The following is a 17,435-nucleotide window of genomic DNA, read 5'->3' as shown; positions in this document are numbered from 1 at the left end:
CGTGTGAGAGGCGCTGCCGGTCGATCAGTCGAGGTAGTCCTCGGGACCGCCCTCGCGGACCGTGTCGAGGGTGAAGCAGTGGAAGCCGCCGCCGAAGAGCCGGCGGTGGCGGTGGCGCACCGGCACGACGGTGAAGCCGTGGCGCTCCAGCTCGCGCATCAGCTCGGGGGACGCCTCGTTGACCAGGACGGTGTCGGGGCTCACCGAGAGCACGTTGAGATCGATGAACGGGCTGGTGAGGATCAGGTCGTCGTCCGCGTACTCGGGGAAGTTGTAGGTCTCCGGAGCCGGCGGGATGATGACGTCCCAGCTGCGCAGGGGCTTGGGCAGCAGGTCGACCACGGCCTGCGAGCGGCACAGCAGCGTGCCCGGGCGCAGGGCCAGCACCATGCTGTCGATGTGGCTGTCGCTCAGCTTGTGGACGCGGTGGATGCGGAAGCGGCCCTCCAGGTGCCGTTCCAGCCAGTCGACGCCGAGGGCGTGGTTCTCGGTCGCGATGTTGGCGACGATGTCCCGGCCGAGGCGCAGGCACTGCGCGGCGTCGAAGAGCATCTCGTGGCCGACGTCGTAGGGCGACGACTGCGGGTCCTCGATCGGCTCCATCGGGCCGCCGGCCTTGCTGGAGCGCGCGTACGACAGGTCGAAGGAGGCGTCGGTCATCAGCGGCCGGGGCATGGTCGACCAGCGGGCGCCGCGCCGGAAGTACTCCTGGAACACCGGCTTCAGCAGCTGGGTCTCGAAGTACCTGGAGCGGATCATCGGCGAGGTTTCGATGATCTCGTCCCCGGCTATCAGGGTGTTGTCGCGCAGGTTCAGCGGCGGGACCACCGAGGCCGACCAGGCCGGGGTCCGCACCTCTGCGGTCTCCGGGGCGACGTCGGTCGGCCGGTGCACCGTCACTCCGAGGGAGGTGAGGGTGTCGACCAGGCCCTGCAGGTCCTCGTTCAGCTCGGCGACGTAGCGCTGCTTGACCGGGATCCGGGTGCCGCCGGCGGTCGGGTCGCCGCTGCGGGACGTCAGGCGCGGGTAGTACCACTCGGAGCGGTTGTCCCCGGCGATGTTGTCATGGAAAAAGAGTTCAAAAGAAAGCTCACGCTCGTGTGAAACATAGTTCTCGGCCGAGCCTACGATTATTTCCCTCAGGGGTGACCATTCATCAAAGCTATTCAGCCGCACTGACGCTCCCCGTATATGTGTGCACTGACCGAAAGGGAAGGCAAGTTACACGACAAACTTTTGTCATGCTAAGCACAGTGAACTCTGTGACGCAACGTCACCCGTGAGGCGGGTCGGTGTAACCTGCGTCACATCGGCGGGTGGTTGACGGTGTCCACGCAATCGATCAATACTCCGGTTTGCGTAGCTGCTACGTCATCAGATGGCGCGAATCCACCCAACCATCCGGATCTTCACGAGAGTTCCGGTGCGGAGGCTCAGAGGCAATGCCAAGCCAGCAAAAGAGTGGCCCTGACTATCAGCAGTTCGACTTCCTCATGAACGCGCCGGCGCTCTTCAACGCCGCCGCGACCGGGGCGGAGCTGCGTCTGTTCATCTACCTGTCGGAGAACCCGGGTTCCGACTTCGAGGCGCTGCGCGAGTTCTCCGGCGTCCCGGCCCACCAGCTCCGCGTGCTGCTGCAGGGGATCTGCGCGGCCGGTCTGATGGAGCGCACCGACGGGAAGTACCGCAACTCCGCCGTCGCCGAGGACCTCCTGGCGTCCGACGAGCCCGACAGCTGGGCGCACACCCTCATCGGCTGGAAGGAGATCTACTACCCCGCCTTCGGCCAGATGACCAAGGCCCTGAAGGCCGGCACCAACACCGCGCTGGAGAGCTACCCCGGCGACGAGCCCACGCTCTACAAGCGGCTGACCCGCAACCCCGAGCTGGAAGCGGTCTTCCACAAGGCGATGGCGGCCTTCACCCTCGCGTCGATCAACGACCTGGTGGAGCGCGAGGAGTTCGGCACCGTCAGCCACCTGCTGGACATCGGCGGCGGCGACAGCACCACCACGGCCCGCCTGCTCGCCCGCTACCCGAACATGCGCTCGACGGTCTTCGACCAGCCGAGCGTCTCGGAGCTCGCCCACGGCAAGGAAGCACAGGCCTTCATCGACCGGATCGACCTGGTCACCGGCGACTTCTTCGACACCCCCTTCCCCGAGGGTGCCGATTCGGTGCTTTTCAGCCACGTGCTGGGCATCTTCTCCCCGGAGCAGATCGTCACCCTTCTCAAGAAGGCCTATGACGTGCTGCCCAGCGGCGGCCGGATCTTCATCTACGACTACAACGTCACGAATGAAGAGACCACCGGAATCTACGGCGCGCGGCTCGGCCTCTACTTCAACATTCTCGCCAGCGGTACGGGAATGGCCTATCCCGCGGAGGACTTCGAGGGCTGGCTGAGCAAGGTCGGATTCGTCGACGTCAGGACCGTCGGGGAACTCGACTACGAGCACGGCTTCCACATCGGCGTCAAGCCGTAGTAGACGCGTAAAACGGGTGGCACGACCTGCTGAGGCTTCCGGGAGCAGGCCGTGCCACCGTCTCGCGGAGCGTTGGGAAACAGCGGCGACGTGGAATTCCGTGGGCCGCCCCCCCGCCGCACGTCGGCCGTTCGGTGGTCCGTCCGGTCTGCGACACCATGAACGCGCGTCCGCTGCCGTGGCCCGGCGCCCACCGGCGCCCGGCGCTCGCGGCCTCCCCCAGGGCACGGTCCGGCGCGTGAGGCGGTCGACCACGACGGCCGAGCCAAGCAGGCGGCGACCACGCGCGCGGACTGCGGACGTCCACCCCGTCACGGACGAAGAACTCGTCGGCCGAACATGCCGGTCCGTGGCCGGGAACAGTATCCGAAAGGTACGGAAAAGTGGTTCTCGACAACGCTCTTGTCCAGTACTACGACGAGATCCGAGCGACACTGCGGGACCTCCTGGGCGACCGGGACGACAACGACACCGACGGGTTCACCCCGGGCGTCGAACTGCCCGAACTCACCCCCGCCATGCGCGAGTACCTGTCAGTCTCCGCCCTCGGCCACGTCGGAATGCCGTCGTACCGGGGCCGGCGCCTCGCACTGCTCGACCTCACCCGCAACCCGGCCACCATGACCACCAAGACCTTCGCGTCGCTGGTCATCGTCGCCAGGGCGATCCGCTTCATCCAGGACACCGGCCGGCGGGTCACCATCGTCACGCCGTCCTCCGCCAACAAGGCCATCGCCATGCGCGACGCCGTGCTGCGGGCCATCCGGACCGGCCTGGTCGACGCCGACCGGCTCAACGTGGTCACGGTGGTCCCCGAGGGCTCGGTGGCCAAGCTGCGCTCCTCGGAGCTGTTCACCGACCCCGCCCTGCGGGCGCGCAACCCGATCGCGGTCTACGGCGGCGAAGCGCCCGGCACGGTGAAGACCATCGCCCTCGGACTCGCCGAGCAGTTCCGGGGCCAGGTGGAGAAGGAGTGCGAGACCAACCTCTGGTACACCCTGCAGCTGGAGAACTACCTGGCTGCGGACGTGGTCAGGGCGCTGGCCGAGGCCGAGCTGTTCCCCTCGGCGCCCGACGAGGCCCGGCTGCACGTCCACGCGGTGTCCAGCGCGTACGGCCTGCTCGGCCACGCGTACGGGCGCAGCCGGCTCCCCGAGGACGTCCGGGCGCGGACCCTGCCGCCGCGCTACCTCCTGGTCCAGCACCTGGGCGCGCCCGACATGGTGCTCAGCCTGTACAACGACGGCTCCACCGACACCGCCAACCTCCCCGCGTACGCCCTCGACGCCGAGACCGGGCTGTACGCCCAGGGCGCCGACCCGCACTACCCGGCCACGACCTTCGACCCGGGCGAGACGCTCGACCCGACCTTCTACACCCGGAACCCGCCGACCTCCCCGCGGATGAACGAGATCATCCACAGCCAGGGCGGCGCCGGCATCGTGGTCTCGCTGGCCGAGTGCCTGAGCCGCTACGGGCAGGTCCGCGCGATGCTCGGCGCGGCGGGGGTGCAGCTGCCGGCGAACCCCACCGAGCTGCGCGAGTGGTCGCTGACCATGGCGGTGACCGGCGTCCTGAACGCGGTCGACCGCGGGCTGGTGACCGAGACCGACATCCTGGTCCACGGGTCCGGCAGCTACACGGCCCGGGACTACGGCCACCTCACCGTCCGCGACCTGCACCCGGTGGAGGACGCCGAGGACCTCAAGAACGTGGTGCTGAAGGCCACGTCCTCCTCGTGACCGCCGCTCCCGTACCGCCCGCACGAACCGACGACCTGCCGAGGTGAGATCCGACGTGCTTCCCGCCGTCCCGCCCCCGCGCTCCCCGCTGCACCAGCGGCTGCGCATGCACGCCGGCTACCACTGGCGCAACAGCGGCAACCACGTCCTCGCGACCGCGCGGGCCGCGTGGGACGTCCGGGGCGGTGCCGGCGTCCCGGCCGTCCGCTCCGAGGTCGGCGGCCTGTCGGTGAGCTACGCGGGCCTGGCCGAGGGCCTCGCGTACACCCTGGAGTTCACCGAACTGCGGCGGGACGCCGACCGGCTCGGGGCCGCGCGCCGGACCGGCCGGCTGACCGGCGCGGCCCTCCGCGCGCCGGAGCGGCTGCCGGACGCGGACATCGTCATCGTCGGCACGAGTGCCGCGCACGCCCGCGAACTGCCGGCGGCCGCCTCCCTGGTCGTGCCGATGCGGGTCCACTTCGTGATCGACTTCGACGGGGACCCGGAGAGCGCCCAGCAGCGCATCTCCAGGCGGGAGCGCCAGCAGTTCCGGCGCGACCTGAAGGGCCACGACTGGACCTGGGGCCTCGACCGCGACCCGGCCTGGTTCGACCGCTTCTACGACGGCCACTACCGCCCCACCATGTTCCAGCGGCACGGGGCCCGGGAGCGCACCGAGACCAGGGACGTCTCCTACGAGTGCCTCTTCCGGAACGGCCGGATGTTCGTCCTCTCCGAGGGCGGCGAGCGGATCGGCGGGGCGCTCTGCCACTGGGACCGGGCCTCCCGCACCATGACCCTGCGCCTGCTGGGCGTGGCCGACGGCGCGCAGCAGCACTACGACAGCGGCGCGTTCAAGGCGATCTACCACCTCCTGATCGACTGGTGCGCCCGCCACGGCGTGCGCCGGCTCGACTTCCAGGGCACCGAGCCCTTCCTCAGCAAGGGCACCTACCAGTGGAAGCGGCGCTTCGGCACCAGCGTGGTCCTGCCGCCGAACCACTTCGGCCACAAGCGGCTGTGGTTCCAGGTCCGCAGCGACACCCCCGAGGTGCGGGACTACCTGGTCGCCAACCCGCTGCTCGCCGAGGCCCCGGACGGCTCCCTGGAGGCGGTCTACTTCCACGACGCGCAGCGCGCCCCACGGCTCGACTACTCCGCCAAGTCCCCCGGGGTGGCGGGGGTGCGCGAGGTGGACCTCGACCGGTTCCTCGCCCCGGTGGCGGGCCGGCGCACCGGAAGGGCCGGCTCGTGACCGTCCGGTGGTACGGCAGCGAGCCGCTGCCGCTCGGCAATCGGGCCGAACCGGCCGCCGTGCAAGCGGAGTTGGCCCGGCTGGCGGACGGCGAGTACGCCCACGTGGTGGCCTCCACGGCATCGCTGCGGCCGGTCCTGCTGCCGCGGTCCTCCTACGACGAACTGTTCACCGCCACCGCGGCGCTGCTGGGCCTGCTGCGGCGGACCCTGCTGGAACGCGCACCCACGGCGGCCGGGCGGATCGCCGCCCTCGGCGCCGACGAGCGGATGTACCCCCTGTTCACGGCCGGCCCGGTGGAGGAGGACTACGCCACCTGCATCGCCCGGCCCGACGTCATGGTGGGCGCGGACGGCCCCAAGTTCGTGGAGTTCAACATCGGGTCCGGCATCGGCGGGGTGGTGGACACCGCCCTGCACACCGCCGCCTGGGTGGCGGCGTTCGGCGGCCCCGGGCGGATGCCCTTCGACGCCGTCGACCCGCTCGCGGTGCGCGACGACCTCTTCGTCCGCGCCGTCCGGGACCTCGGCGTCCCGCCCGCGGTGGCGATCGTCGGCACCCTGCGCGACGTCGGGGGGAACGGCCGCTACTTCGAGGTCCAGGCGGAGTCGCTGCGCCGGCGCGGCCTGGCGGCCGAGGTGTTCGAGCCCGAGGACCTGCTGGAAGGGCTCGGCCTGCCCGGCGAACCCCGCTTCCGGCTCGGCCTGCGCCACTTCACCATCCTCGAATGGCGCGAGCACGGCATCGACCTGGCGCCCGTGCGGACCGCGCTGGACGCCGGCGTCCACCTGATCGCGAGCCAGACGGCCTACCTGATCGCCAACAAGAAGGTGCTCGGCTGGGTCTCCGAGGGGCGGCCGTGGATGACGGACCGGGACCGGGAGGTCGTCGCCCGCTACCTGCCGTGGACCCGGGTGGTCGGGGACCGTCCGGTCGAGCGGCACGGCCGTACCGTGCCGCTGCCGGAGCTGCTGCTGGACCGGCAGGAGGACTTCGTGCTGAAGCCCGCCATCGGGATGAGCGGCGCCCAGGTCGTGGTGGGCCGCTCGTGCCCGCCGCGGACCTGGCGGGCCGTGGTCGCCGCGGCCGTCGCGGCGGAGGACCACATCGCACAGGAGCTGGTGGAACCGGTGCCGTACCGCATGGAGTTCGCCGGGCCGGACGGATCCGGCGGCCACGAGGCCGACGTGGTCCCGGTGTTCAGCCCGTTCCTGTTCGACCGGCGGGACGCCGGCTGCATGGTGCGCTACCTGCCGCCGGACCGGGACGGCGTGGTCAGCATCCACGGTCACGGCGCCCTGTCGAACGTGGCGCTCGCCCTCCGGTGACCGGCACCCGAACCCTTCCCAGGAGGATGGCATGACGACCTACGCGCAGGCCCGGTACGGACCGCTCTCGGTGTCCTACACGGCCGAACTCGACGGTGGCGGCAACGCCTTCGGGCGGGCCTACGAGCCGTTCGTCCGGTCCCGCTTCGGCCGGGTCGGCTCGGTCTTCGAGTGGTGTGCCGGCCCCGGATTCATCGGCTTCTCCCTGCTGGCGGCCGGTCTCTGCGACCGCCTCGACCTGGGCGACGTGAACCCCGACGCCGGGGCGGCGGTCGCGCGGACCGTCGAGGCGAACGACCTCGACGGGAAGGTGCGGTTCCACCTGTCGGACGGCTTCGACGACGTGCCCGGCGACCTTCGCTGGGACCTGATGATCGGCAACCCGCCGCACGTCAACGCGGTCGCGGCCGGTTCGGAGTACCAGCACAGCCACTCCCCGCTGATCTGGAAGGACACCGACTGGGCCATCCACCGGGAGTTCTACGACGCGGCGGCGGAGCGGCTGCGGCCCGGCGGGTCCGTCGTCGTCCAGGAGAACCACCGGTTCTCCGCCCCGGAGGACTTCACCGGGATGGCCGAGAAGGCGGGCCTGGAGGTCGTCGGCGCCTTCGAGTGCGGCGACGGCTACGAGGACTACTACTTCGTCTGGTCCCGACTGCCCGAACCGGTCTAGGACCCGTGTTCAGACCCCCGTCGCCCCGCAGGCGGGGGCTTGAAGACGGGCCCTGGCAGTTCACCCCAAGACACCATGCAAGGAGACCGCATCATGTTGCGTTCCATGATGAAGTCCAAGATCCACCGCGCGACCGTGACCCAGGCGGACCTCCACTACGTCGGCTCGGTCACCGTGAGCGCCGACCTCATGGAGGCCGCCGACCTGCTCCCGGGCGAACAGGTCGACATCGTGGACATCGACAACGGGGCCCGGCTCACCACGTACGTCATCGAGGGCCCCCGCGACTCCGGGGTCATCGGCATCAACGGTGCCGCCGCCCGCCTGATCAGCCCCGGGGACCTGGTCATCCTCATCGCGTACGGAACGGTCACCGACGACGAGGCCCGGGACCTCAAGCCCCGGGTGGTCTTCGTGGACGGCGACAACCGGATCGTGAGCCAGGACAGCGACCCGGCGCAGGTCCCGGCCGGCTTCGGTCTGACGCCCGGCAACCGGGTGTCCCGGTAGCGGTGGCCCACTCACCAGCGAGAGAAGGACTCACGCGTATGAACCCGGTGATCTCATGGATCTACCAGTCCGAGGACTCCGATCCGGCGGAGGTGGAGGCGTTCGAGGAGAGCATCACCCGGCGCTACTCGGTGCTGTCGCAGCCCCGCGGCTTCGACTTCCGGGTGATCAGGGCGACGGAGCTGGTGCCGTCCTGCGTGGGCCGACCCGTCCTGCGCCACGGCGGTGAGGACCTGCTGGAGCAGCGGCAGTGCTTCATCGTGGAGGACATGGCCACCGACCCGCAGGGCCTGCAGGCGCTGCGCGCCGTCTACCGCACCATCGAGGCCAGTGGATCGGTGCTGCTCAACCGTTCGTTCGACGGCCCCGACTACCTGGAGCGCGACAAGCTCGCCCAGCTCCAGCACGCCGCCGGCCTGGGCATACCGACCGCGCCGACCGTCACCGTGCCCCCCGGCAGGTACGCCCGCCGGGCGATCGAGGAGGTGCGGCGGGAGCTCGGCGACGGACCGTACGTCGTCAAGCCGCGTGAGATGACCGGTGGTTTCGGTGTCCTGCGGGTCGACTCCGACCAGCAGCTCGCGGCGACGATCGACATCGCCGCCCAGGCCGGTTCCGGCTACATCGTGCAGCCCCTGATCGAACACCTCGGCGACATGCGGGTCTTCGTGGCCGACGGCAAGGTCGTCTCCTCCCTGACCCGCCGTCCCCGGCCCGGCGGCTACCTGGCCAGCGTCAGCCAGGGCGGGAGCATCGAGGTGAACGAGGACCACTTCGAGGTCGCCGAGTTCTGCGGCCGGATGGCGCAGGACCTGCGGGCCGAATGGATGTGCATCGACTGGCTGATGACCGAATCCGGCCCGGTGCTCAACGAGTGGAGCACCGCGCACGGCGGCTTCACCATGATGCCCGAGCCGGAGCTCGGCAAGGTCGCGGACGCCTTCTTCGGCTGGATCCGCCGCCGGTTCGAGGAGCAGCCCGGCCGGTGAACCGGTTCCGGCCACGATGACGAGGCCGCGCCGCCCTCTTGGGCGGCGCGGCCTCCGTCTGCTCACTGCGCCGGGCTCAGCCGACGGCGCAGCTGCACCGCCCACACGACCACGGCGGCGAGGGTGATCGAGACGACCGCGGTGGCCATCCCGGCCCGGATGCCGACGGACAGGGTGATGGTGCTCGCCACCAGCGCGCCGAGCGGGACGCCCAGGCCCGAGGACAGCATCCGGCGGGTGGTGTTGACCCGGCCCTGGAGCTCGGACGGCGTGACCTCCTGGGAGTACGTCATGGTGTTCACCAGGACGACGAGGTAGGCCGTGCCCCACACCGCGAGCGCCACCAGAGCGATCCGCCAGTCGGTGGTGAGGACGACGACGAGGCCGAGCAGCGCCCCGACCGGCAGCACCCACAGCAGCAGCGGGAAGGCGTCGAAGCGGCGCCGCAGCCGGGGCAGCAGCATGGACCCGCCGATGCCGCCGGCGCTCCACGCCATGTAGAGCAGGCCGATGCGCCCGTCCGAGCCGTGGATGCCCAGCACCCGGTCGGCGAAGACCACCAGCTGGCCGACGATGGCACCGCCGGAGAACGACTGGAGGGTGCCGACCACCGTCATGGCCCGCAGCGTGGGGTGGCCGGCGAGGAAGCGCAGGCCCTCGCTGATCGACTCCTTGAAGCCCGGCCGCGTGCCCGCGGGTGCGATCCGGGCCGCGACACTGGTGACGGCCCGGATGAAGAGCGCCGAGACGGCGAAGCTCAGGGCGTCCAGGGCGAGCGTGCCGGCCGGGCGGAACAGCGCGATGAGCCCGCCCGCCACCGCGTTGCCGGCGATGCGGACGACCGTCTCCGCGCCGTAGATCGCGCTGTTGGCCTGGGTCAGGCTCTCCTTCCCGACGATGTCGGGCACGAAGCCGTACACCCCCGCGTCGAAGAACAGGGCGAGGCTCGACGACAGGAAGGCCACCGCGACGACGTGGCCCGCCGTCAGCCAGCCCATCGCCCAGGCCAGCGGGACGGAGCCGATGCAGAGGGCGTTGAGGACGTCGGTGACGATCATCAGGGTGCGGCGGTCCACCCGGTCCGAGACCGCCCCCGCGATCAGGCCGAAGGCCAGGTAGGGCAGGGTCGCGGAGGCCGCGACCAGCGAGACCAGCAGGGGCGAGCCGCTCTCCTGGAAGACCAGGACGGGCAGCGCGACGGTGGTGATGGCGGACCCGAGGCCGGACACCGCGCGGGAGAGCCAGAAGTTCCGGAACCCCGCGACTTGGCGGAGCGGGACGGTCAGCGTGGTCGACATGTCGTTGGTGGATTCCTTATCCGGGCGGGCGTACGGAGGGCAGGGGGACGGAGAGGCAGGGGGACGGAGGGGCGGGCGAGGGTGCGGGCGCCGGCGGGCCGGTCAGGAGGGCTGCCGGTCGCGGAGGTCCAGGACGGCCGGCAGCGGGCCGGGGTGCAGCACGTGCAGGCTCCGGCCGGCCCTGGTCAGTGCCACGTAGAGGTCGCTGAGTCCGCGCGGGGAGCCGTCCAGCATCCCCTGGGGATCGGCCACCACGACCGAGTCGAACTCCAGCCCCTTGGCCTGCCGGACGCTCAGGACGGCGACGTCCTTCTGCAGGTCGGGGTCCGTGCCCCAGGAGGCGCCGGGGACCGCCGCGGCGACGGCCGTGGCGAGCCGTTCCAGCTCGCCCGTGGGCACGATCACGGCGACCCGCGCACCCGCGCTGCCGCGGGCCGCCCCGGCCGCCACCTCGGCCAGCCGGGCCGGGAACTCCTCGGGGGTGGTGCGCTCGTACCGGGGCGGCTCGGCGCCGTCGCGGACCGCGTGCGCCGGGGTGAGGTCCGGGGCGATCGCCGCCAGCACCCGGTGCGAGGCCGCCATGATCTCCACGGGCGTACGGTAGTTGACGGTCAGTTCGGTCATCCGCCAGCGGGTGCCGAAGACCGGTTCGAGGACCTGCTGCCAGGAGACCGAGTCGGCGGCCTCGCTGCGCTGCGCCACGTCCCCGACGATGGTGAACGAGCGGGTGGGGCAGCGGCGCACCAGCAGGCGCCAGGTCATCGGCGACACGTCCTGCGCCTCGTCGACGATGACGTGGCCGAAGACCCAGGAGCGGTCGGACGCCGCCCGTTCCGCGATGGTGCGCGAATCGGCCTCCGTGTGCCAGGCGGCCAGCTGTTCGGCGCTGAGCAGGTCGGAGACGTGCAGCCGCTCGGAGTCCTCCGCCGAGCCGTCCCGGTCGCGGGAGCCGCGCGCGATGTCCAGGACGCCCTGGGCGTAGTCGTTCTGCTCCTCCCGCCGGGCGGCCTCCCGCGCGGTCTCGGCCCGGTCGTCGTGGCCGAGCAGTTCGGCCGCCTCGTCGAGGAGCGGGACGTCGGCGGGGGTCCAGGGGGCCGCCGGAGCGCGCCGCAGCAGGGCCCGTTCGGCGTCGCCGAGTTGGGGCGCCGCCTCGGCGAGGAGGCCGGGGTCGGCGAACAGCTCGGTGAGCAGCTGCTCCGGGGTGAGCAGCGGCCAGAGCGAGTCCAGCAGCTTGCGGGCCACCGGGTCGCGGGGCAGCGCGTCCAGCCAGTGGGCCTTCCGCTCGGCGAACTCGACCGGCTCCTGCGCCTTGAGGTCGTACGCGGCGACGCCCTCGCCGAAGACGCTCGCGAGGTCCTCCTGGATGGACCGGTCGAGTTCCGAGACGTCGAGCTGACCGGCCAGGACGTCCTCGAAACCGGCCTCGATCTCGCCGATCACCCGGGCCAGCCGGTCGGCCAGTTCGTCGAACAGGGCCTCGCGGAACGCGGGCCTGGCGAGGTTGTGCTGGACGCCGTCCCCGATCGCACCGGCTGCGGCCTCGGCCAGGAACTCGGGGGTCAGCCGGATGAACTCGCCGCCGACCACCACCTCGACCGGCTCGGTGACGGCCGCCTGACGGGCCCGTACGGCCGCCGCCAGGACGTCGGCCATGGCCAGCCGCCCCTTGACCTCGGCGGCGCCCGGCGGCTCCTCGCCGACGGCCGAGAGCCCCGGGTACAGCCCGCCGACGGAGGACAGCAGCACGCTGGTCTCGCCGAGGCCGGGCAGGACCTGGCCGACGTAGTCGAGGAAGACCGGGTTCGGACCGACCACCAGGACTCCGGTGCGCTCCAGGCGCTGGTGGGTGTAGAGCAGGTAGGCGGCGCGGTGCAGGGCGACGACGGTCTTCCCGGTGCCCGGGCTGCCCTGGACGACCAGGACGCCCGCGTGCGGCGCGCGGATGATGCGGTCCTGCTCGGCCTGGAGGGTCGCGACGGCGTCCTTCATCCGGCCGGTCTTGCTCTGCCGCAGGGCGGCCAGCAGCGCGGCCTCGCCGGAGAGTTGCAGGGTGTCGTCGGGAACGGTGGCGAGGTCGTCGAACGCCTCGTCGTCCACCCGCAGGACCCGGCGGTTGCGGGTCAGCAGGTGGCGGCGCAGCCGGACCCCCTGGGGGGCGGCGGCGGTGGCGGTGTAGAACGGCCGGGCGGCGGGGGCGCGCCAGTCGATGAGCAGCGGGTCGTCGTCCGGACCGATGCCCGGGACGCCGATCCGGCCGATGTAGAGCCGGTCACCGGCCGCCCGGTCGAGCCGGCCGAAGCACAGGCCGTGCTCGGCGGCCTCCAGGGCGGCCAGCCGCCGGCCGAGCCGCGCCGCCGTGGCCCCGCGCTCCACCCGCGCCTGTGCGGTGCCGGTGGACTCGTGCAGTACGTCGCGCAGTTCCCGGCCGGTCTCCTCGCGCAGGACGTCCATCTGACGGTAGAGCAGGTCGAGCTGGTTCTGCTCACGGTGGAGCTCGGCCGGCTCGGCCGGGTGCTCCGGTGGGGAAGACGTCATAGCGGCTCCATGGCGAAGGCCGGCGTGCCCGGTGGCGCGCCGGTGACGGGGGCGGAAAACGACGAACACCCTCCCGGCCGGTGGCCTGGAGGGTGTCGGGGTCGACGATCGTGGGTCCCGGAGGCCGGGAATCGCGTCGTCGGGCTGCTGTGCTGTGTCCTGCGGTCCGCCGCGGTGCACCCGTCGAGCCGGGGAGCGAGCGGGAGAGGCGGGGTGGCGGAGCCACCGTGCAGCGCCTCGGGAAGCCGGTTCGGAGATCACGAACCTGCGGGCAGTATAGCAGACTTGTTCGGGGCGGCTTCCCCGGGCCGGACGCGGGAAGCCGGCCCGGCCGACCTCCCGCGCGCCGCCGGCGGGTGTCAGTCGTGCAGGAAGCCCTCCAGGGACGCCGCCAGGGCCACCGGGGTCTCGTACATCGGGTAGTGGCCGCTGCCGCCGAGCTCCTCCAGCTCCGCGTTGGGGTAGTGGGTGAGCCAGGTCGCGCGCATGACGTCGGCGGTCAGGGCGAGGTCGTGCGCGCCGACGATCACCTTGACCGGCACCGGGTTGCCGCTGATCCGGCGCTCCAGGTCGGCGGTGGTCCAGTCGCGGACGTAGCCGCCGAAGGCCTCGGGCGTGGACAGGTGCAGGGACTGGTCGACCATCCGGTCCAGCCAGACCCGGCCGGCCCGCTGCCCGGTGACCAGGTCGAGGATCGCGAGGCGCTTCTCCCGGTCCCCGGCGGCGCCGTGGAACAGCGCCTCGCCGGCCTCGTCCAGCGGGTAGGCCCCGGCGGGCACCGGGGCCAGGCCGACCAGCTTGCGCACCCGCAGCGGCGCCTCGGCGAGCACCTGCTGCGCCGCCTTGCCGCCCATCGAGTGGCCGACCACCGAGAAGCGGTCCCAGCCGAGCTGGTCGGCCAGGGCGAGCGCGTCGGAGGCGATCTCGGCGAGGGTGTAGTCGCCGGTCACGTCCTTGCGCTCGCCGTAGCCGCGGTAGTCGAGGAAGGCGTAGCCGAAGGCGCCGCCGTCGAGGTAGTCGAGGAACGGGCCCCAGCCCGCGCTGGTGCCGAACCAGTCGTGCAGGACCAGGACGTGGTGGTCGCCGGTGCCGGTCGTGCGGTGAGGGATCGTCATGCCATGGGTCGTTCCCCTCGGCCCGCCCGCCCGAACGGCCGGTTCGCGGGGCGTCCGGTCCGCTCGCCCGCTACTCGGAGAGGTGGGCCTTGTACTGGGCGGCCGTGAGCAGCTCGGTCGGCGCCGCGGACCCGTCCAGGGTGAGTTCCATGATCCAGCCGTCACCGTACGGGTCGCTGTTGATCAGCTCGGGATCGCTCTCCAGCTCCTCGTTGAACGTGGCGACCGTCCCGGGGATCGGTGCGAACAGGTCGCTCACCGACTTGACCGACTCGACCGTGCCGAACGCGTCGCCCTTCGTGAACTTCTGCCCTTTCTTGGGGAGTTCGACGAAGACGATGTCACCGAGCTGCTTCTGCGCGTAGTCGGTGATGCCGATGCGGGCCTTGCCCTTCGTCGAGAGGTCCACCCACTCGTGATCCTCGGTGTACTTGAGGTTGTTCGGGATTGCGGACATCGCGGCCTCCGTGGGATCGGCGTTCGACTGACGAATCGTCAGTTCCGGTGTTTCAGCCTGCTACAGCCCGACGTCCGCCGCCGTGACGGTCACCCGAAAGAGTGAGAATCGGGCGTTGCGCCGCGCCGACCCGGCCGGACACCCGTTCTGCCCGATCGGACCTCCCTGCACGGCGAAGTGAGTCGGCGTCAGTCCAGGACCAGGCGGTCGCCGACCCGGAGCCGGCCCGGGGCGGCGACCTCGGCGAGGGCGTCGAGGCGGCCGTCGTGGGCGTGCACGACGGCCTTGAGGATCTCGGGCGCGTGCGGCAGCCCCGGCTGCGGGGCGCCGGTCATCGCGCAGCGCTCGCTGGAGGTGACGAAGGCGAGCCGGGCGCTGCCCGGGGCCTCGGCGCGGGCCCGGCGGCCGAACCAGGCGTCCTCGACGAACGGCGGGGTGCCGGGCGGGGTGCGCAGCACGATGTTGGGCCGGAAGCGGCGCTCGTCGACGACCGCGAAGGGGACGGCCTCGCGGACCCAGTCCAGGGTGGCGGTGGTGAGCAGGCTGACCGGCAGCCGGTCGAAGTGCGGGACGGCGTCCTCGCGGGCGAGTTCGACGTCCGCGCGCTGGAGGTAGGCCCGCAGGAAGGCGGTCGGCCGGTCGACCGGGCGGCCGAGCGGGTCGAAGAGCTCGGGGCCGTCGATCCGGTGACCGAGGCGGGAGGAGAGGCGCAGCAGGCCGTCCATCCGGCGGAAGCGGCGGGTGTTCTTGCCGGAGCCGAGCTTCCCGGTCGCGTCGCGGACGGCGTAGAGGCGGTCGCCGGCCAGGCCGCGCCGGTCCACCTCGACGGAGTCGAGCCGCTCGCCGCCGGTGGATTTCACGGGGTAGCGCCAGAGTCGCTCGATCACTCCGATGATCTCAGCCATGGGCGGACAGCGTACTGCCGCCACCGGGGGATGGTCTAGACCAAGTGGCGTACGGGCGGCGGCGATCGGCGCGGTTCAGCCCAGCCGGGCCACCGCCCGTACCGGGGCGCCGTCGGCCGCGACCAGCCGCAGCGGGAACAGCGAGACGGTCACCGGGCGGCCGGCCTCCTGCGCCTCCAGCAGCGCCCGCAGGTCGGTCAGGTTCTCGGCGATCACTCCGCCGCCGGGCGCCCCCAGCAGCACCCGGTGCGCGGCGAGCGACGGTTCGTCGGCGGCGTCCGGGTCGTGCTCGTCGGTGAGGTCGGCCAGCAGCGCGGCCACCGCGGGGTCACCCGGCCCCGGGTCGGGCGTCGGGTCCACGCTGAGCGCGTCCACCCCGACCGTGCGCACCCCGGCGGCCACGATGGCCTCCGCGGCGGCCGGCGTCAGGCTCGGGTGGGCGAGGTAGGCGTCGGTGCCCCAGTGCCGGGCCCAGCCGGTGGCCAGCAGCAGGACGGTGCCCTCGCCGGAGTCCGCGGCCCGTTCCAGCGCGGGGGCGAGCAACTCGGGGGTGACGGCCGCCCGGGGCTCCAGCCCGCGCAGGTCGGCGAGCACGGCCGGGCCGGTGAACCGCTCCAGCGGCAGCCCGTCCAGGGTCGGCCAGGTGACGTCCACGTGGTACGGCGCGTCCACGTGCGTCCCGGACTGCGAGCCGAGGTGCAGGGCCAGCACGTTCACCCCGGCGGTGGCGGTGGTGAGCGCGGGCGTCAGCACGACGGCCGGGTCGCCGGGGTAGACCGGCATCGCGGTGGTCACCTGATGGGTGAGGTCGACGAGGGTCGCTGCCATGGCCCCCATCCTTCCAGGGGCGACCGCGGATGCGGCCGGACCGGGGGAAGCCGGATAGAAATGCCCCATGGGAAATGCGAAGCGTCAACCGTGGGTGGTAGGGGTCTCGGGCGCGTCGGGGACGCCGTACGCGGCCTCGGTGATCCGGGGACTGCTGGCCGCGGGGGAGGCGGTGGACCTGATCGTCAGCCGGGCCGCCCGGCTGACCATCCTGGACGAGACCGGCATCTCCTTCCGGGACGCCCACTGGCGCGCCGACCTGGCCGCCTGGCTGGGCGTCGAGGGCCCCGAGGACGGCCTGGGCGACGTCCGCTACTGGCCCGCCGGGGACTTCGCGGCCGGCCCGTCCAGCGGCTCGTACCCCGCCAAGGGCATGCTGGTGGTGCCCGCGACCACCGGTGCGGTGGCCGGGATCGCCCTGGGGCTGAGCAAGGACCTGCTGCAGCGGGTCGCCAGCGTCACCCTCAAGGAGCGCCGGCCGCTCGTCGTGTGCGTCCGCGAGACGCCACTCAACGGGGTGACGTTGAAGCACTTGGTGGAACTCGACGCGCAGGGCGCGGTCGTCCTGCCCGCTTCGCCCGGTTTCTACGCTGGCGGCTCCACCGTGCGCGAACTCGTGGATTTCGTCGCCGGACGGGTGCTCGACGCCGTCGGCGTACCGCATTCCCTGTACCTGCGCTGGGAAGGGGAGTTGGGGGCGGCGGCCCGCCGGACCGGCGGCGGGGACGGCGCTCCGGCTGAGGGGGAGTAAGGAGACCGAGGGCGGGAGAGTATGTTCTCTGCGATATCCGGGTCGGTCGGCGCACAGCGCCTTTGAATCCGGATAATGATCTGTGGGTCTGGAGAGGTTCGGAAGGACGCGGACGGTATATGGACACGGTGGACAGACAGCTCATCCAGGCGCTCCGGGAGAACGGCCGTGCGTCCTACGCCGAGCTGGGCCGGCTGGTCGGACTCTCCGGCCCGAGCGTCACGGACCGCATCAACCGCTTGGAGCAGGCCGGGGTCATCACCGGCTACCGGGCGACGGTCAACCCGGCATCGCTCGGCTTCGGCGTCACGGCCCTGATCGGCCTGCAGCTCACGGACGCCGCGGACCACGAGGACGTGGCGTTCCGGCTGAAGGACCTCAACGAGGTCGAGGACTGCTGGTTCATCGCCGGTGACGACTCCTACATGCTCAAGGTCCGGGTGGCCGACGTGGCGGGCCTGGAGTCGGTGGTGAAGCGGATCTCGGGCACAAAAGGCGTGGCCCGGACCCGCACCACGGTCGTACTCTCCACGAAGTGGGAGAACCGGGTGAGTGAACTTCCTCCTGTAGGAGAGTGACGC

The 17,435-nt window shown here is 71.9% G+C and carries 16 protein-coding genes; 9 read left to right on the top strand and 7 right to left on the bottom strand.

Annotation, left to right across the window (positions count from 1 at the left end; translation table 11 throughout):
• Positions 1 to 24: 24 nt before the first annotated feature.
• The gene (locus tag ABT048_RS13810; RefSeq protein WP_350521570.1) at positions 25 to 1,176 is read right to left on the bottom strand and encodes a glycine amidinotransferase; all 1,152 of its coding nucleotides are present in this window, start codon (positions 1,174 to 1,176) and stop codon (positions 25 to 27) included.
• 266 nt (positions 1,177 to 1,442) lie between these two features.
• Between ABT048_RS13810 and ABT048_RS13805 the strand changes: the two genes are divergently transcribed.
• From ABT048_RS13805 to ABT048_RS13775, 7 genes are all read left to right on the top strand, one after another.
• On the top strand, positions 1,443 to 2,486 hold the full coding sequence (locus ABT048_RS13805) for a methyltransferase (protein ID WP_350521569.1): 1,044 nt from the start codon (positions 1,443 to 1,445) through the stop codon (positions 2,484 to 2,486).
• 383 nt (positions 2,487 to 2,869) lie between these two features.
• Positions 2,870 to 4,228, top strand: coding sequence for a DUF6002 family protein (locus ABT048_RS13800; RefSeq protein ID WP_350521568.1), 1,359 nt, complete (start codon positions 2,870 to 2,872; stop codon positions 4,226 to 4,228).
• A 55-nt stretch (positions 4,229 to 4,283) separates the two neighbouring features.
• Entirely contained in the window at positions 4,284 to 5,465 is a 1,182-nt protein-coding gene (locus ABT048_RS13795) for a GNAT family protein (RefSeq protein ID WP_350521567.1), read from the top strand.
• Entirely contained in the window at positions 5,462 to 6,793 is a 1,332-nt protein-coding gene (locus ABT048_RS13790) for a hypothetical protein (RefSeq protein ID WP_350521566.1), read from the top strand. Before ABT048_RS13795 ends, ABT048_RS13790 begins: the two co-directional genes overlap by 4 nt.
• 31 nt (positions 6,794 to 6,824) lie before the next feature.
• Positions 6,825 to 7,466, top strand: coding sequence for a methyltransferase (locus tag ABT048_RS13785; RefSeq protein ID WP_350521565.1), 642 nt, complete (start codon positions 6,825 to 6,827; stop codon positions 7,464 to 7,466).
• A 93-nt stretch (positions 7,467 to 7,559) separates the two neighbouring features.
• Positions 7,560 to 7,976: an aspartate 1-decarboxylase gene (gene panD / locus ABT048_RS13780; RefSeq protein ID WP_350521564.1), complete on the top strand. Its 417-nt coding sequence runs from the start codon at positions 7,560 to 7,562 to the stop codon at positions 7,974 to 7,976.
• A gap of 38 nt (positions 7,977 to 8,014) precedes the next feature.
• Positions 8,015 to 8,965, top strand: a complete 951-nt coding sequence (locus tag ABT048_RS13775; RefSeq protein ID WP_350521563.1) for an ATP-grasp domain-containing protein — start codon at positions 8,015 to 8,017, stop codon at positions 8,963 to 8,965.
• 62 nt (positions 8,966 to 9,027) lie between these two features.
• On the opposite strand, the gene ABT048_RS13770 is transcribed toward ABT048_RS13775, so the two are convergent.
• The 6 genes from ABT048_RS13770 to ABT048_RS13745 all read right to left on the bottom strand — a co-directional run bounded on the left by ABT048_RS13770 (position 9,028) and on the right by ABT048_RS13745 (position 16,103).
• Positions 9,028 to 10,263, bottom strand: a complete 1,236-nt coding sequence (locus ABT048_RS13770; RefSeq protein ID WP_350521562.1) for an MFS transporter — start codon at positions 10,261 to 10,263, stop codon at positions 9,028 to 9,030.
• A 102-nt stretch (positions 10,264 to 10,365) separates the two neighbouring features.
• Positions 10,366 to 12,798 carry a HelD family protein gene (locus ABT048_RS13765; protein WP_350521561.1) on the bottom strand — a complete coding sequence of 811 codons (2,433 nt, stop codon included), beginning with the start codon at positions 12,796 to 12,798 and terminating at the stop codon, positions 10,366 to 10,368.
• Between the two features lie 359 nt (positions 12,799 to 13,157).
• On the bottom strand, positions 13,158 to 13,913 hold the full coding sequence (locus ABT048_RS13760) for an alpha/beta fold hydrolase (protein WP_350521560.1): 756 nt from the start codon (positions 13,911 to 13,913) through the stop codon (positions 13,158 to 13,160).
• 70 nt (positions 13,914 to 13,983) lie between these two features.
• Positions 13,984 to 14,370, bottom strand: a complete 387-nt coding sequence (gene gcvH / locus ABT048_RS13755; RefSeq protein WP_350521559.1) for a glycine cleavage system protein GcvH — start codon at positions 14,368 to 14,370, stop codon at positions 13,984 to 13,986.
• A gap of 188 nt (positions 14,371 to 14,558) precedes the next feature.
• On the bottom strand, positions 14,559 to 15,275 hold the full coding sequence (locus ABT048_RS13750; protein WP_350521558.1) for an MOSC domain-containing protein: 717 nt from the start codon (positions 15,273 to 15,275) through the stop codon (positions 14,559 to 14,561).
• 75 nt (positions 15,276 to 15,350) lie between these two features.
• Complete coding sequence (locus tag ABT048_RS13745; protein ID WP_350521557.1) at positions 15,351 to 16,103, bottom strand: cyclase family protein; 753 nt, start codon at positions 16,101 to 16,103, stop codon at positions 15,351 to 15,353.
• A gap of 67 nt (positions 16,104 to 16,170) precedes the next feature.
• Between ABT048_RS13745 and ABT048_RS13740 the strand changes: the two genes are divergently transcribed.
• Both ABT048_RS13740 and ABT048_RS13735 read left to right on the top strand, forming a co-directional pair.
• Positions 16,171 to 16,854, top strand: coding sequence for a UbiX family flavin prenyltransferase (locus ABT048_RS13740; RefSeq protein WP_350521556.1), 684 nt, complete (start codon positions 16,171 to 16,173; stop codon positions 16,852 to 16,854).
• 119 nt (positions 16,855 to 16,973) lie between these two features.
• A complete protein-coding gene (locus ABT048_RS13735) occupies positions 16,974 to 17,432 on the top strand; it encodes an Lrp/AsnC family transcriptional regulator (RefSeq protein WP_030055719.1) in 459 nt (152 codons plus the stop codon).
• The last annotated feature ends 3 nt before the right edge of the window (positions 17,433 to 17,435 follow it).

It is taken from the genome of Kitasatospora sp. NPDC096140 (assembly GCF_040303045.1).
In the GTDB taxonomy this organism is placed as follows: Bacteria; Actinomycetota; Actinomycetes; order Streptomycetales; family Streptomycetaceae; genus Kitasatospora.
Note: the sequence above shows the minus strand (reverse complement) of the source record. Positions and strands in the feature narration are given on the sequence as shown.